The organism is Succinimonas amylolytica DSM 2873, from assembly GCF_000378405.1.
In the GTDB taxonomy this organism is placed as follows: domain Bacteria; phylum Pseudomonadota; class Gammaproteobacteria; order Enterobacterales; family Succinivibrionaceae; genus Succinimonas; species Succinimonas amylolytica.
In genome coordinates, this window is sequence record NZ_KB899636.1 from 1,679,518 (window position 1) to 1,696,002 (window position 16,485).

The 16,485-nt window shown below is 51.0% G+C and carries 12 protein-coding genes; 10 read left to right on the plus strand and 2 right to left on the minus strand.

Annotation, left to right across the window (positions count from 1 at the left end; all coding sequences use genetic code 11):
- Positions 1 to 65 precede the first annotated feature (65 nt).
- The 4 genes from rsmD to F557_RS0107520 all read left to right on the plus strand — a co-directional run bounded on the left by rsmD (position 66) and on the right by F557_RS0107520 (position 3,873).
- Positions 66 to 731, plus strand: a complete 666-nt coding sequence (gene rsmD, locus F557_RS0107500) for a 16S rRNA (guanine(966)-N(2))-methyltransferase RsmD (protein WP_084761594.1) — start codon at positions 66 to 68, stop codon at positions 729 to 731.
- 126 nt (positions 732 to 857) lie between these two features.
- The gene (locus F557_RS0107505) at positions 858 to 1,949 is read left to right on the plus strand and encodes a hypothetical protein (RefSeq protein WP_019001625.1); all 1,092 of its coding nucleotides are present in this window, start codon (positions 858 to 860) and stop codon (positions 1,947 to 1,949) included.
- 737 nt (positions 1,950 to 2,686) lie between these two features.
- The gene (locus tag F557_RS0107515; protein ID WP_026297810.1) at positions 2,687 to 3,385 is read left to right on the plus strand and encodes a P-loop NTPase family protein; all 699 of its coding nucleotides are present in this window, start codon (positions 2,687 to 2,689) and stop codon (positions 3,383 to 3,385) included.
- Positions 3,364 to 3,873: a PD-(D/E)XK nuclease domain-containing protein gene (locus F557_RS0107520; RefSeq protein ID WP_019001626.1), complete on the plus strand. Its 510-nt coding sequence runs from the start codon at positions 3,364 to 3,366 to the stop codon at positions 3,871 to 3,873. Before F557_RS0107515 ends, F557_RS0107520 begins: the two co-directional genes overlap by 22 nt.
- A gap of 359 nt (positions 3,874 to 4,232) precedes the next feature.
- Here F557_RS0107520 and pykF read toward each other — a convergent pair whose 3' ends face one another.
- The gene (gene pykF, locus F557_RS0107525) at positions 4,233 to 5,645 is read right to left on the minus strand and encodes a pyruvate kinase PykF (RefSeq protein WP_019001627.1); all 1,413 of its coding nucleotides are present in this window, start codon (positions 5,643 to 5,645) and stop codon (positions 4,233 to 4,235) included.
- A 223-nt stretch (positions 5,646 to 5,868) separates the two neighbouring features.
- On the opposite strand from pykF, the gene F557_RS0107530 reads away from it, so the two are divergent.
- A complete protein-coding gene (locus F557_RS0107530; RefSeq protein WP_019001628.1) occupies positions 5,869 to 7,836 on the plus strand; it encodes a hypothetical protein in 1,968 nt (655 codons plus the stop codon).
- Positions 7,837 to 7,952: 116 nt separating this feature from the next.
- Here the strand turns inward: F557_RS0107530 and metE are convergent, their stop codons facing one another.
- Complete coding sequence (gene metE, locus F557_RS0107535; protein WP_019001629.1) at positions 7,953 to 10,244, minus strand: 5-methyltetrahydropteroyltriglutamate--homocysteine S-methyltransferase; 2,292 nt, start codon at positions 10,242 to 10,244, stop codon at positions 7,953 to 7,955.
- Positions 10,245 to 10,702: 458 nt separating this feature from the next.
- On the opposite strand from metE, the gene F557_RS21135 reads away from it, so the two are divergent.
- The 5 genes from F557_RS21135 (at position 10,703) to F557_RS0107570 (ending at position 16,471) form a co-directional block, all read left to right on the plus strand.
- Positions 10,703 to 11,671 (plus strand): J domain-containing protein, encoded by a 969-nt coding sequence (locus tag F557_RS21135; protein ID WP_157617784.1) that lies wholly within the window; start codon positions 10,703 to 10,705, stop codon positions 11,669 to 11,671.
- 426 nt (positions 11,672 to 12,097) lie between these two features.
- Entirely contained in the window at positions 12,098 to 13,402 is a 1,305-nt protein-coding gene (gene tig / locus F557_RS0107550; protein ID WP_019001632.1) for a trigger factor, read from the plus strand.
- Positions 13,403 to 13,685: 283 nt separating this feature from the next.
- Positions 13,686 to 14,309 carry an ATP-dependent Clp endopeptidase proteolytic subunit ClpP gene (gene clpP / locus F557_RS0107560; RefSeq protein ID WP_019001634.1) on the plus strand — a complete coding sequence of 208 codons (624 nt, stop codon included), beginning with the start codon at positions 13,686 to 13,688 and terminating at the stop codon, positions 14,307 to 14,309.
- Between the two features lie 56 nt (positions 14,310 to 14,365).
- Positions 14,366 to 15,667, plus strand: a complete 1,302-nt coding sequence (clpX, locus tag F557_RS0107565; protein WP_019001635.1) for an ATP-dependent protease ATP-binding subunit ClpX — start codon at positions 14,366 to 14,368, stop codon at positions 15,665 to 15,667.
- A gap of 126 nt (positions 15,668 to 15,793) precedes the next feature.
- Entirely contained in the window at positions 15,794 to 16,471 is a 678-nt protein-coding gene (locus F557_RS0107570; protein ID WP_026297811.1) for an MmcQ/YjbR family DNA-binding protein, read from the plus strand.
- The last annotated feature ends 14 nt before the right edge of the window (positions 16,472 to 16,485 follow it).

The following is a 16,485-nucleotide window of genomic DNA, read 5'->3' on the forward strand; positions in this document are numbered from 1 at the left end:
GAAAGGAGGCGGCGGGGAGGCTGGTTATCCGGACCTACGGCATGAAAAATGAAAGGACAGCAACAATGACAAAAAATCACAGGTCTGCTCCGGGACGGAGTTTCGGGGATAATCCTGCCAGGGCGGGCAAACCGGGAAACAGCGGCAAATCCGGACGGGGAACCGGCATGGTCCGGATTATCGGAGGACGTTTCCGGGGACGCCGGCTTCCGGTACTGGACAGTGAAGGGCTCAGGCCTACCACTGACCGTGTGAAGGAAACCCTGTTTAACTGGCTTATGTTTCAGATTGCCGGAACCTCCTGCCTGGATCTCTTTTCCGGAAGCGGCAGTCTTGGGTTTGAAGCCTGGTCCCGGGGGGCTGCGAGAGTGGTAATGCTGGAAATGGACCGCCAGGTCTGTCTCAGTCTGAAAAAGAATGCCGCGCTTCTTGCCTCAGACACCGGGGAGGCCGGGACTTCTCCGGAGATTATCGGGGGGGAGGCGCTGTCCTGGCTCGGTTCCTATCGCGGCGAGCCCTTTGATATCATATTTCTGGATCCTCCCTTCCGGAAGGGGATTCTGGAGGAGGTGTTTGCTCTTCTTCCCGGAGTCGTCAGGAAGGACGGCTTTGTGTATGTGGAGCAGGAATCGGAATCTGCTATCCGGATACCGTCCTTCCTGACGCCTTACCGTGAGGGCCGGGCCGGGCAGGTGGTATTCCGGCTATTCAGAATGGGGGATCCGGCATAGTACGGGGCTCCGTACAGTCAGCAGAGATTCTTTCTGATTCCGGTCAGTCATAGCTGATATATCCGGCAGATTACAGAGTTTTGTCATTTCGGGCATTGCGTACAGATAATTACAGGGAATCTCTCCATGAATAATAATGACATATACAGCTTTATAAATTCAAAGGATGTCCGCAATTACCTTAAGGAGATTGATTATCAGTTTTCATCTCCGGAAGCGGCCTGGCTGGTTTTTCAATGCCGCACACTTACAATCAGGGAACGCCATGCGGCCTGGCAGGATATCATAGATACCATGCCGGATGCGGAACTGGAGTCCCCGCATTTCAGACACTTCGGAGAGCGGTATTTTTTGCATGATATCCTGAAAAAGGGTATCGAGAATGAAAAGAGAAGATTTTCTGAATTTTGTGCTGAAAGCCCCGGAGCTGTCTTTACCTTTCAAATCAGGCAGGGACGCTATAAATGGAATAGCAGTGACCTGACTCCGTTTTACTCAGGCTATTCCGCCTGTCTTGAAGCGGTACGACAGGAGATAGGCGAAATTAACAGCGACGCGGATCCGGAATACCGGGTAACCTCGGTAAGGATCACAAAAAAGATAACTGAGAAGCCCGGGGCGGAAACCCTGCTTCTTGATGCTGCCCGAAATCTGGAGCCGCTTTCACTTGATAGCATTTCCCCCCGTGATAATTCCGTGAAGTACAATCCTCCGGACAGTGAGGCGGTTGATTTAACGGATGTGCTGCAGTCCCTCTGGTTCTGTTTTCCGGTACCTTTCAAAAAGGGGGATATCGTCAGGGAGGTAAGTTCGTATCCCGATACTGAGGAGAGTGCTGCGCCTCTGGTTATTATCAGCACGGATTCCCAGGGAAATCTGAAGGCCGGGTATAAAGGCTGCGACTGTTCGGATATGAGAATTGACGGTTATTTCCTGGATAACCGGGGAATGCTGTACTGGGATTATACCTTCACCTATATGGATTACGAGTTTTTCCCCGAAGAGTGCCTTACCGGAAAAAACCGCATGCTGAAGGCTTTAAGAAGCTACCTTCGTGACGAGATTCCCGTTGATCTGTTTGTTAATGCCTGTATCAGCATTTTTCTGACTGAGATGTCCCAGGAAGAAAATTTTCCCGGAGCGTATACCAGAGAAGGGCTGGTTCTGGCCGGTCTGGTGCCTCCTGACGAGAGGGGAAGCGCTTCAGGCGAAAAATAACGAGATGTTTCATATTAGCTGCTGCAGCTCTTTAGCATGTATTTATGCAGCAGCTTTTTGACTGTCCTGAATTGCCGTTGTCAATGCATCAATAATCGGTTCTTCAGAGAATGGAGTCTCATCCATTTCTACCGATTCCGTATCATCTGTATCCGTTGATGAACATACACTGAAAGGCAGTTCGCCACGGTTGAACCAAGAGTCTGTTTCGTCATTAGCAAATACAGCAGAAAGTGCTGCAAGAGCTGAACTGACATTTTTCTGTCAGCTCATAGTTTTGTGTTTTTGGCGGTTGGCAATGAGAATCATGTTTTCGTTTTCAACTCCGTTAGATGATTTCCCCGCCTGTTTTCACTCCATAACCATTATTTGCACAGATCTGCACAGTTTTACAGTTACCTTTCCCATGCAAGGTTTCACCGTACCGTAAACGGGCATGATCGCCATCAGCATAATCCGTAACGAATGATCCTCAGGATGTTCCCGGATTCACTGTATTTCCGGAAAATAAGCCCCGATTTCGATCTGTCAAAAAGCACAGAGTTTAAGCCCGAAAACAAAAAATCCTTCCTTCTCCCGCATTATTTGCCACGGGGATTCCGGTATTCCCGAGGGGATGTGCAAGACTGCCGAAAAAATACATGAAAAAGAACAAGTAATGCAGTCGCTTGATAAAATGACTCAGCCTGCTGCGGTATGCCCAAATCATTTGAAGATGATTTCGCAAGGAACAGGATATGACGGAATTACTGACATACCGGAATTTTAAAGTCGGAGTTGAAGACTTTGAAAAGCTGATAACCCAAAATCCCTTAAAACAAACGACAGCAACATGGAAATGGGCTTTGTTACCGGCTGCCTCCGGCATCGCCCATCAGAGCATCTTCACAGACATTAACAACTTTGACGAATTCGGCATTAATGATACTTCGTATTCCAAATTTATCGGGCTTACCAGGGACGAAACTATAAAGCTTCTCAGACAGAGCGGCATGGAAAACCGCCTTCCTGATGTTCTTGAATGGTATGACGGCTATAACTTTGCAGGAAACAGCATGCTGTGCCCGTGGAGCGTTATAAAATTCATGTCCCGTGCTCTCCGTCCTGAAAACAATCCAGCCACATTCCTGCCGGAAAACTACTGGGTAAATTCCAGCGGCAATAACATTATAGAAATCTGCTTGAGGCATCCCCGGGAGAAGGATGTCGAACGCTTTCAGAATCTTCTGGAAGGTAAAACAGAAGAAATTGCCCTCCGGGAATTCACCTCCTATCCGGACATTACCTCAGATACTGATTTTGATACCTTCACCACTATGATGCTGCACACCGGTTATTTTACGGTGGCAAAGGATATGGTTCCCTCGGAACAATACCGAGTGGTGGTGAAAATTCCGAACAAGGAGGTTCTTGAGTGCTTTTCAGAGAAGAGGTGAAGACACTGTTCAGCGAAAACAATCCGGAATGGGGCAGAAGGTCCCGGGATCTCCGCGAAAGTTTGTTTGACGGAAATGCCACGAGGGTATCAGCAATCATAAACAAGATGCTGCAATCCTTTATCAGCGTGCGTGACACCGGAAAAGAAGACTTTTACCATGGCTTTATTACCGGGGTACTGGGCATAACCGCAGGATCGCCGAAGGAACTCAAATCCAATCGTGAAAGCGGAAACGGCTACTTTGATCTGGCAATTATGAATAACAGCATCAGCGCAGCCGTTATCATGGAATTCAAAATAAGCGGGAACTCAAAAGCTTCCGTCCGTAAAAAGGAATGCGCAGAGGCTCTGGATCAGATTGAAAGAAATAATTATGATCAGGAGTTTCAGGATGATTTCGACAGTATACGGAAGTTTGGCATAGTATTCTTTAAAAAGACCTGTGCGGTGATGGAAAAGAGCCAGCTGGATCAAGCATCAGAATAACGCATCCAGACTTGTTTTTCCTGTGAGACGGGGTTCTCTCAGATACTCCGGCTCGCAGCAATTCTCAAAAGGCATCCTGAATAATGCTGTTTTCCCGGCTATATCCATTAAACAGATCCCGAAAATCTGGTGGTAAGTACAATGGTACCTAAACCGAGGAGTTTTTATCAGATTGTATATCTGGGAAACTTACCCGAAGTCTGTACATTCCGGCTCTATCTTTGTATTTAAGCTTCATAAAAAAGCCCCCGTAAAGCCTGTTCAGCTTACGGGGGCATTGCATTAAGCTCTTTTTGCTATACAGCGCTTTTTATCAGCCGGCCCCGGAACAGTTTGTGTGCCGGAGCCTTTTTCTGATATTACAGAACCTGTACAGAAGAGGTGTTGGTGGTTCCGGAAGCTACCTGAGCGCCGCATACAACTACAATGGCATCACCCTTGGCAGCAAGTCCGCTCTTTACAGCCTCTTCACGGGCAACGGAGATGAACTCGTCAAGAGAATGGACCTTCTCGTGAACAACAGGAGTTACACCGCGAACGATGCAGAGCTGACGGGCAGTCTTCATGTTAGGGGTAACAGCCAGGATGTTGCTGGTCGGGAAGTACTTGCGGATGGAGCGGGCGGTACGACCCTGAACGGTGGATACCACGATGAGCGGGGACTTCAGGTTGCAGGCCATTTCTACGGCACCCTGACATACGGCTTCGGTGATCTCGTTGGTGTTATGATCATCGAGGTAGCGCGGAGTTACAACCGGATCGGTACGCTCGCAGATGGAAGCCATGGTGCGAACAGCCTCGCGAGGATATTTGCCCTTGGCAGACTCGCCGGAAAGCATTACAGCATCGGTACCGTCGAGAATTGCGTTGGCAACGTCGCCTGCTTCGGCACGGGTCGGACGCGGATTCTTCTGCATGGAGTCAAGCATCTGGGTAGCGGTAACAACGATCTTGCCTACCTCGTTGCAGCGACGGATGATGCGCTTCTGAGCAAAAATAACTTCCTGAGGCGGAATTTCTACACCCATGTCGCCGCGGGCAACCATGATGCCGTCGGAAGCAGCAAGAATGTCTTCAAAGTTATCAAGACCTTCCTGGTTTTCGATCTTGGAAATGATCTTGATGTCCTGGCCGCCATGAGTGTCAAGGAAGTTACGAACGTCTTCAACGTCCTTCTTCTTGCGGACGAAGGAAACAGCGATAAAGTCAACACCAACCTGAGCACCGAACTCCAGGTCTCCCTTGTCCTTTGCGGAAAGGGCAGGAAGGTTGGTGATTACGCCAGGAAGGTTAACACCCTTTTTGTTGCCAAGCTTGGTGGTGTTCAGAACTTCGCATTCTGCAGCAGTTTCGTCGGCGTTCTTGGAAAGAACCTTGAGTCCGATAAGACCGTCATCGATGAGGATGATCTTGCCTACTTCGATGTCGTGAATGAGTCCCGGATAGGAAACTGCGCAGCTCTCGTTGGTGGTAGGCTTGGACATGTCGGTGTGAACGGTAAATTTCTGTCCCTTTACCAGTTCAACCTCACCGTCGTTGGGAACTTCGCCGGTGCGGATTTCAGGACCTTTGGTATCAAGAATGATGGCGTAGATTTTGCCGGTATCCTGCATAATTGCATTAATGGTCTTAATGCGGGCGCCCTGTTCCTCATGATCACCGTGAGAGAAGTTGAGACGCATAACGTTCATGCCAGAATCAAGAAGATCCTGAAGGACTTCGCGGGGCTCGGACTTCGGTCCGATTGTACATACCATCTTAGTTTTCTTCATACATATTCCTTAAGAAATAAGCCTATCGTCTGAAATGCCGGATACCCCGGCAAATTTGACGCGCATTTTACCTTGAAAATGTGATTAATTCAAAAGTTTAGTAAAATGTTCGGGCAAAATTTTTTCAGAAAATACATTAAGGGTGTAACAGAGTCCCGCGGCGGGTGAGCAGTTTTCCGAAATATGAAGCATCCGGCATTTCTGTTTTTAAGGAGTTTTACTGATGGCGGTTCCGAACAGCGAGTTGCTTAACCGGCTTCTGGATACCATTACCAGAGCGGGGGATGATGATAATGACCGGGAAACGTCCGGGAACGGCGCAGCTCCGGGGGGTGTCGCAGGGGAAATGCCCGGTCATGGCAACGACATTTCCGGGCAGACTCTGACCGCTCTTCTGACCGATATTAAGGCCGAGCTTCAGGGAATCAACCGCAATCTGGCGGTTCTGGTATCCTGCGTTCAGGGCAATTCCCGGAACCAGTCCCGCCGTTCCGCTCTGAAGCCGGGGGCGCAGTTTCCGTTTTTCATGGTGCCCGGGGTCAGGGAGGAGCTGGCGTCGGTGGTTATCCCTCCTGAGCTTGAGCCGGTGCGGAGCTTTCTTAACGATCATGATCTTTATATAGTATCCGCCGGACTCCGGAGAACCGCCTCTGCCATACCTCCGGACCGTCTTAGGGATCTGGCCGGCTTTATCGGTGAGAATTACGGGGTTCTTGCCCCGGTTCTCCGGGAGATCCGGAGAACCTACAGCGCCGACAGGTATGATTTCAGATTCCGTGTCAGAACGGATCCTGATTCCCGGGAGGTTCTTATCCGCCTCAGGCGGGATCTTCGCGATCTCGGCTTTGCCGACAGTGCGGGGGAGACTGCCGGGGAATCTGCCGCAGCTTCGGGGCGGGACGTTCTCCTGGATCTTTCCTCCCGTCTTACCGAGGAGCCGGCGGGACGCTACTTTCTGACCGGAGGCTGGCTGGAGGTTCTGGCCCGCAAGCTTTCAGAGGAAACCATCGGGGAGCTTTTTGAGGAGTCTCCGGAGATCCGGCTTTATCTGGCGGCCAACCTTGCGGTAAGGTCCGGGGACGAAGAGGACTTTGAAATGGACCTCTTTTTCCTTCTGAACGGTCTTCCTTTCTGGATTGAATGCAAAACCGGCGTCCGGGAAGGCTGGCAGGAGGATCTCGGGCGCTACCGGGAACTTGCGGAGCGTTATCCGGTACTGGGACGCAATGCTTTTCTGCTGGCTGCGGATATTGAGCCGGAACAGATTCTGCCTCTGTCCCGGGAATCAGGGATCCGGATTGTGGATATTCCTTCCTTCAAGAGAGTGCTCCGGGATTCCGTGCTTTCCGATATTGCCTCCGGGGATATGGCCGGAAATCCTCAGGCACACCTCCGGAAATGCGGACAGGAGCCGGTCCGGAAGGAAGCCACCCCGGCGTTTTATGCAACGGACCCGGGATTTCTGAGACTCCGGGAATTCCTGTCGCGGAAAGGAATTTCCGCTGAGGATCACAATACCATACCGGCAGAGGTTAATGGCAGCTTCAATGAATTTGCCGGGTTTTTCTGGCAGAACCGTTCCCGCCTGGATCACTTTGACTGTGATCTGCGCACCGCTCTGAACGGCGGGGATCTGGAGATTCCTTCCGGAGAAATTCCGGATCGCCATTCTCTAAATTTTCAGTTTGTCCTCTGGCTTAAGGATCTGGGCTTTATTTCCGGATACGAGCATGACAAAAAGAAAAAGGCTCTGGTGCTTAAGGATGTTAAAAGCGCTTTCTACGCTGACTGCGTCAGTATTTACCTCTGGCCGGCATATCTTGCCTGGAAGCTTGAGACCAGACTGTGCGGCAGGGATTCGGGGCGGGAAAGGCCTGTAATCCTGCGGCGTCCGGCATTTCAGGGGCCATCCGGAACTGCCGCCGAAGCGGATCTGGCGGTGGAAAACGGGGCTTCCTGGATATTTGTAGTTGCCGCTTCCCCTGACGAATCAGAGGAGGAACTCCGGGAAAGGCTTAAGGCGCTTTTGGATACGGGAATTTCTGCGGAATTCATCCTTGTTGCGGTGCCGGCTCCTTCTGCCGGCATGAAGGCCAGATTTCGTTCCGGATACGGAGTAGTTCCAGGGTCTCCCGAGGAAACTGTCCGGGCTGTTCTGACCTCCCTTGCGGAGCGGAATACCGGGAACTGAAATGCTCCGGGGCGCCCCCGGATTCCGGAAATTCTGTCATCCTCAATAAAAGAGTCCCGGGAGCAGTACTCCCGGGACTCGTGTCTTCAGAACCGGTTCAGCCGGTTATATCCGGATCAGGCCTGTTCCCCGCGGATTTTCCGGGTGGCGGTCAGCATGTTTTCCAGACACGGCCAGACTTCGGCATTGCCGCGGGTCTTAAGACCGCAGTCCGGATTGATCCACACCTGTTCCCGGGGCAGAATGTCCAGAATCTTTCTGATGGTGGCGGTGAACTCCTCCACAGAGGGGATTCTCGGAGAGTGAATGTCATAAACCCCCGGACCGGTTCTGGTTTCAAAGCCGGCGTCGCGGAGCTGTTTCAGCAGAGTCAGGCTGGAACGGGAGGCCTCAAAGGAGATGACGTCGGCATCCATGTCATCAATGCTCTTCAGAATGTCACCGAATTCGCTGTAGCACATGTGAGTGTGGATCTGTGTTTCCGGCTTCACTCCGGAAGCAGTCAGTCTGAAGGCCTGCACTGCCAGAGAGAGGTATTCCTGCTGATCCGCGCGGCGGAGCGGCAGCTTTTCGCGGAGAGCGGCCTCATCGATCTGGATAATGCGGATTCCGGCCTTTTCAAGATCCAGAACCTCATCGCGAATTGCCAGGGCGAGCTCCATGACGGATTCCCGGGCCGGAATATCTTCACTGGGGAAGGACCAGTTCAGGATGGTAATCGGGCCGGTGAGCATGCCCTTAACCGGCTTTGCGGTAAGACTCTGGGCATAGCCTGCAATATCCACGGTAAGCGGGGCGGTTCTTCTGATGGTGCTCCAGATTACCGGCGGCTTAACGCAGCGCGTGCCGTAGGACTGTACCCAGCCGTTGTCGGTGAAGATATAGCCGTCCAGCTTTCTTCCGAAAAATTCCACCATGTCGTTTCTTTCGAATTCACCGTGAACCAGAACGTCAAGTCCGACCTTTTCCTGTTCTTTTATGCAGGCGGCAATATGCTTTCTGATTTCAGCATCATAGTCGGCTCTGGAAATGGCACCGGAACGGAGGTTCTTGCGGAGAGCGCGAATCTCGGCAGTCTGGGGGAAGGATCCGATAGTGGTGGTGGGAAGTGCCGGGAAGCCGAAGGCCTGATCCTGGATTTTGAGACGCTCGCTGCGGACAGGCTGTCTTTCAAAATCGGAAGCCTGAAGATTCTTCACGCGGTTTTCGGTAGCGGTATCGGCGGCAGTTCTGGGGGTTTTAAAGAGCTCCTGGTTCTTTTCCAGAACATCCGGACTGGAGGTGCCGTTCAGAATGTCCCGGAGATCCCGGAGTTCGCCGATCTTTTCCTCGGCAAAGGCCAGGTATTTCAGCTTTTCCTCCGGAAGGGATTTTTCATTGCGGAGGGTTACCGGCACATGCAGGAGAGAGGAGGAGGTGGTTATTACAATGGCTGCGTCCGGATGCTTTTCCTGAACCCGGCGAACCGTCTCCAGTGATTTTTCATAGTTGTTACGCCAGATGTTAATGCCGCTGACCACACCGAGTCCCAGTTCGAAGCCGGGTTTGAAACTTACGCTGTCGAGGAGACGGAGATTTTCCTTTCCTTCCACGAGATCCAGGGTAAGTCCGGAATATCCCAGTTCCGGAATGGCACTTATGATGTTTCGGAGATCTCCGAAGCAGGTTGCAAGATAAACCCGGAGCGGTACTGCAGAGATGAGATTTTTGTGGATACGCCGGAACAGTTCGCAGTCTTCTTCGGAAAGATCCTTTGCGAGATAGGGTTCCAGGAGAGAAATTTCCGCGATGCCGGTTTCTTTTGCGAGGACGAGAATGAGCTCCTTATAGAGAGCGGTTACAGTCTCCTCCAGCTCGGAAGCGCTTTTTGATCCGGTGATTCTGGTGAGCTTCACGAAGGTGAACGGTCCTGGCAGTACCGGACGTGTCTGAATTCCGGCCTCCTGGGCTTCTTTCAGAGCGGAGATCAGAAAACCGGCATTGATTTTCGGGGCTACGGCGTCATCGTATTCCGGTACCAGATAGTGGTAGTTGGTGTTGAACCATTTTTTCATGGAAAGCGCCACGGCGTTCCGGCCGTTCTTCTGATAGCCGCGGGCCATGGCGAAATAGAGTTTCAGTCCCTGAAGACCCAGATTCTGAAAGCGTTCCGGAATAAAGCCCAGCGCCTGAATGATGTCCAGAATGCTGTCATAGAGTGAGAAGTCCAGGGAGGGAATGCTGTCCAGGCCGGAATTTTTCAGAAATTCCAGATTGCTTTTTCTGAGAGCGTGAACCTTCTGATAGAATTCATTTTCTGCTATTTCCTCTCTGAAGAAGGCTTCGGAAAGAAATTTGAGTTCGCGGGCGGCACCGATGCGGGGGTAGCCGATGATTCCGGTTTTTACGGGGCTGTTTGCCTGTGTCATAGCGGTTTTGTCTCCTTGTTGAAATTGCAGGACGCTGTTCCTGCTCCTGGGTTTTATCTGAAAATGACGGAAAGTCTGAAAAGCCGGGAAGCTTATTCCAGCCTTCTGTCTGGTTAATAAAATGTTAGCCGCATGTTTTGATATAGGCAATTTGAATATATTTACAGCTACCGATAAAAATATTTTATAACCAAAATGATGAGGAAAAAATAATCAGCCGAAGACCGGGAGCGGGACCGTGCCAGCCCGGCTGTAGACGGTTTCTGATACGGGGAGAAGTGCTCCTCTCTCCTGGCTCTGTGACCTGAAACGCTAAAAATCGCCGGACAATTTTGTATAATCCCGGAAATGATACTTCTTGGCGGGCGGCTGGGAGCGCGGACTTTTCCGGGAGTTTGTTCCGGAGCGGTTCCTATGCCGTCTGCCGTTCCCTGTTTGCAGTACGGACAAGACTTTCCTTGAAAATTAACGGTATTTCCTCCAGACTGATTACTCTGAAAACCAAGATCGGCGCCTATATGACTCTGGGAGCCGTGGGCACCACCGGCATGTTTCAGAGCGCCGAGGCCTTGCAGGCGGCCGGGCTTGCTACGGCGGTGGTGTCTCTGTGGTTTTTGTCCAAGGAATGCCTCACCTCTTTTCGCAGGAAGCGTGAGGAGGGCGGTCCCGCCTCGGAGGAGTCCGAGAAGGAGCTTTTGGAGAAGGCCCTTGTTCTCCGCAGGCAGGGCGAGCATCACTATGACATGGGGCGGAAATTTCAGAACGGCATCGGGATAAACTCGGATTACAGCCGGGCATTTCAGCATTTCTATGAGGGGGCCAAGCTGGGAAACCGGGAATGTGCTGCCGAACTGGGTACCTTTTACGAATACGGCAAGGGGGTGCCCCGCAACGAATTTCTGGCGCAGTACTGGTACGAGGAGGGGGCCTACGGCGGATCCGGCATGGCCTGCTACTATCTGGCCAGATGGTATCTTGCACAGGAGCGGAAGACCCCGGAAATCCGGAGAAGGGCGGTGTATTTTCTTGATGAAGCCTGTTTTAACGGGAATGTCAAGGCTCAGGAGCTGCGCGGTATTCTGATTCAGAAGAACACCTTCACGGATTCGGCCACCGAGGAGCAGCTGGGATCAGCCACCCGGGAGAGCATGTATGACTATGCCATTCACCCGGGGCTCAGAAGATATATTTTCCGGGGCGGTACCAGCAAGCCGTCGGAAATCCGGGCGGCCTACAGGATTCTGGGCTTTCCCGGAGGGGATGACGGTGAATTTCTGGATCTGTCTCCCCGGAGGATCCGGCGTGCCTATCATGACAGAGTTAGAAAATACCATCCCGACGCTGCCGGTACCTGTTCGGACAGAGACCGGGAGAAGCTCGAGGTTCTGAAAAGAGCCTGCGAGCTTCTGCTCAAGCTCAATTCCTGATGTCTGCTGCGGTCTTCACGTAACTTTTTCTGAACAGTTTCCGTGCGTTACGTTCCTGTTCTTTTTTTCTTTCCCATTCCCATATCTTATCTTTTCTTCCCGGCCGCACCTCCTGCCGTGGCTCTGCATGCCTCTTCCGCCCCGTCAGAAGAGATTCTGTCCTGATTAGGAAACGCGCCTCCGGTAATATTAGCGAGACTGTTTACATCTCGGCGCGGGGGTTATATAATGCCGCAGTTTTCAGGATGTCCATGGTGTTTTCTGGACATATAGATTTGGTTCCATGCCCCAAAGATGGCCGTCTTTACTGACAGTGCCGTCCTTCAGGACATGGGTAAAGCAGATACACAGAGAGATATTATTGTTTCCTTCATCGTGCTGAAGGCTGTTCATGCTTGCTGTGTTTCCGTTTGTTGAGGTATAAGAATGCAAGTTTCTATTGAAGCTTCCGAAGGTTTAAACCGCCAGTTGAAGGTAACCATTCCTTCAGAGGATTACAAAAAGGCACGTCAGAAGGAATTCGTGATGATTTCCCGGAATCGCAAGTTCCCCGGGTTCCGTTCTGGTCACGTTCCGGCAAACATCATTGAGCGTGATTACGGTGCCGAGATTGCTGAGAGAACCCTCAGCAGTCTCATTAACAAGTCTGTTTATCCGGCTATGGTGCAGAGCAAGATTGCTAACATTGAAGGGGACAGTATTCCGGTGGTAGGCAATATCACCAACAACGGTCCGGATCAGGATCTGGTCTACACCCTGGATATCGAGGTTAAGCCTGAAGTTAACCTTGAGAAGGATCTTGCCACTGTTGACGTTGAAAAGGTTGAAGGCGAAATCGGTGACGCTGATTTGGAACAGATGATTACCAATCTGAGACGTCAGTCCGGCAAGTGGGTTGAGAATGCCGACAAGGTGGCTGCCAAGGATGACCGTGTAGAGCTTACCTACGAGGGATTTATCGATGGCAACGCCTTTGAGGGCGGCAAGGCTTCCGGCTATCCTTTGATTCTCGGTGCCGGCAGAATGATTCCCGGATTTGAGGATCAGATTATCGGGCATAAGGCTGGCGATGAATTTGATATCAATGTAACTTTCCCTGAGGACTACGGAAACAAGGATCTTGCCGGCAAGGCCGCTGTTTTCAAGTCCAAGCTGGAGAAGGTGTCCGAGAATCAGCTTCCGGAGCTGGATGAAAAGTTCATTTCATTCTACAGTGATACTGCCAAGACCGAGGAAGAGTTCCGTGCTGAAGTTCGCAAGAACATGGAGCGCGAACTGAGCAAGCTCGTTAACGGTGCCAACGTCAAAACCGTTATTGAAAAGCTGGTCAGCGAATTTGGCGGCTTTGAAGTTCCGTCCAGACTGGTTTCCCAGCATGTTTCCAATGCCAAGAAGGAATATGAGAAGAGAAACAGATCTCTTCCTGCCGATGAGGTTATTGAGAATAACGTTAAGCGGGGACTTACCACCAGATACGTTATTGATGCGTTTGTATCAAAGTACGGCATCAAGCTGGATCAGAAGGCTGTTGAATCCTACATTGACATGATTGCTTCTGCCTATGACAGCTCTGAAGAATACAAGAAGGCTGTTATGAACAACAAGCAGATGTATTCTCAGTTTGCTGATCTGTCCTTCCAGAAGCAGATTGCCGATTTCTTCTTTGAGCACGCCAAGCTGAACGTTATCAAGAAGAGCTTTACCGAGCTCGTTGGTCAGAACCTGGTTTAATCAGGTTTTTCCGGAGCCGTACCGGACTCCGGGCAGATAGCAGAACCTGCTGGAATTGTCTCCGGCAGGTTTTTTCTTTTCAGAACTGTACCCGGAACCTCCCCAAGAGCTGCCACCTGCCTTCTCCTGGATCTGTTGCCTGTTTCATTTACCGATCTTGTTCCTGCGCGGTTCGGGGCGTTTCACATCATAAAATTGTCAGCTTTTTATCGCCAATCTTCCTGTAAAATGGTAAAATCCGCTAATTGATTACATGGCAAGTTAATTTTTGGATGAAGACAGCATGTCATTTGAAAGCAGTACCGGCAGCCTTGCTGAAAAGGCAGCATTGATTCCTTATGTTATTGAACAGACCGCAAAGGGCGAAAGATCGTACGATATCTATTCCCGTCTTTTAAAGGAAAGGATAGTGTTTCTGGTCGGCGAGGTTGAGGATCACATGGCAAATCTGGTGGTGGCTCAGCTTCTGTTCCTGGAATCGGAAGACCCGGACAAGGATATTTATCTCTACATAAATTCCCCCGGCGGTGTGGTAACTGCCGGAATGAGCGTGTATGATACCATGCAGTTTATCAAGCCTGATGTATGTACCCTCTGTCTGGGACAGGCCTGTTCCATGGGTTCCTTCCTTCTGGCAGCCGGTGCTCCGGGAAAGAGATATTCTCTTCCCAGTTCCAGGATTATGATTCATCAGGTTCTGGGCGGTTTCAAGGGACAGGCTTCGGATATTGAAATCCATGCCCGGGAGACTCTCCGCATCAAGGAGGAAATGAACAAGAAGCTGTCCTTCCATACTGGCCGCAGCTATGAGGAAGTAGTTCAGGCCACCGACAGAGATAATTTCATGTCTGCCGAGGAAGCCAGAAATTTTGGTCTTATTGACGAGGTCTTGACGAAGCGTCCGTAAGAAAGAGAGGCATCATCCAAAGAAGGTTACAGAACAGGAAGACACAGGAAATTTAAATGGCAGGAAATAAGAAAGACGGCACCGCTGGCGGAGGGACCAAGACTCTGCATTGTTCCTTCTGCAACAAGTCCCAGTATGAAGTGGCGCGGCTTATTAAGGGCGGAGACGACGTTTATATCTGCAATGAGTGCGTTGATCTCTGCAATGACATTATTTCTAAGGATCAGAAGAAAAAACAGAACGAGAAGACCGATTACCTTGAGGATCTGAAGAAGCTGCCTACTCCGCGGGAGCTTAAGGCCCATCTGGATGAGTATGTTATCGGGCAGGAAAAAGCCAAGAAGATTCTGTCCGTAGCCGTATACAACCATTACAAGCGTCAGCTGGTGGGAGACGAATATGACGGCGTGGAGCTGGGCAAGTCCAACATTCTGCTTATCGGTCCTACCGGTTCCGGCAAAACGCTTCTGGCTCAGACCCTGGCGCGTTTTCTGAATGTGCCTTTTGCCATGGCAGATGCCACTACTCTTACTGAGGCCGGCTATGTGGGCGAGGATGTGGAGAATATTATCCAGAAGCTTCTGCAGAACTGCGATTATGATGTGCAGAAGGCCCAGAAGGGCATTGTGTTCATTGATGAAATCGACAAGATTGCCCGCAAGTCCGAGAATCCCTCCATTACCCGCGATGTCAGCGGCGAAGGCGTGCAGCAGGCTCTGCTGAAGCTGATTGAAGGCACTATCGCTTCTGTACCTCCGCAGGGCGGCAGAAAGCATCCGCAGCAGGATTTTGTACAGGTTGATACCTCTAAGATTCTCTTTATCTGCGGCGGTGCTTTTGCCGGTATCGACAAAATTGTGGAGCGCCGTGTGCAGAAGAATTCCGGTATCGGCTTCGGAGCTGAGGTGTTCGGGGAGAGCAACAAGCTCACTCTTTCGGAGCGTATTGAAGCCGTGGAGCCGGATGATCTGAGCAAGTTCGGCATTATTCCCGAGCTTATCGGCCGTCTTCCGGTCATTGCTTCTCTGGACGAACTGGACAAGGATGCGCTGGTAACCATTCTGAGAGCCCCTAAAAATGCCCTTACCAGGCAGTATGAAGCCATGTTCAAGCTGGGCAAGGTGAAGCTGGAGTTTACCGACGACGCTCTGGAGGCTATGGCCGACAAGGCTATTGAGAGACATACCGGTGCCCGCGGACTCCGGTCCATTATGGAGGGAATTCTTCTGGATACCATGTATGAGCTTCCTTCAAACAGCGATGTGGCCAAGGTTATTATCAATAAGGACGTGATAGAGGGGCGTGATCCTATTCTGGTTTACGATTCCCAGCTTCTCAGTACCGGATCCGGATCCTGATACTGTTCCGGAAGGCTGCTTTAGAAGACTCCTGCTTAGGCAGGAGTTTTTGCATTAATGAGCTGCCTCATGGAATAGCTGGAGTCCGGGCGGAAACTAATGTGAAACGCAATAATGGAGCAGGATATGGACGATATGGTCAGTACCGTTTTTCAGAGGAGACGCTTTATTCCGGAAGCTTTGGAAAAATTCGGCTTCAGAAAAACCTCCCGGGGGTATGAGTTCAGTTCCGGTATTATGGACGGCGCTTTTCAGGTACAGATTCTGATTACCTCTGGAGGAGTGCTGTCAGTAATGGTAACAGATACCCTGACCGGCGAGGAGTATGTCCCGCTTCGGGCTTCAGGCTTCAGCGGTGCTTATGTCAGTGCCGTGCGGGAGGCCCTGGGGACTCTGCTCCGGCAGATTGCATCTGCGTGCACCCGGGAGGTTCTTTTTGTATCGGAGCAGGCGAATCGTATTTCCGGGCTGATTTTCGGGAGGTACGGGATAAGTCCGGATTTTCCCTGGGATAAAAGTCAGTATCAGAGCTATGGAGTGTATCGCCATCATGATACCGGAAAATGGTTTGCCCTGATTATGAATGTCAGACGGGAGGTGCTTTTCAGGGACGGATCGGCGGAAAGGCAGGATATCATCAACCTTAAGGCGGGGGCGGAACGCTCCCGGGAGCTTTCCAGGCATCCCGCAATTCTTCCGGGATATCACATGAATCATAAGAACTGGGTTTCGGTGCTGCTGAATGACCAGCTTGCGGATGAGGATGTTATGAGCCTGGTTGCAGCAAGCTTTGATCTGACCTGATTTATACCGGATCC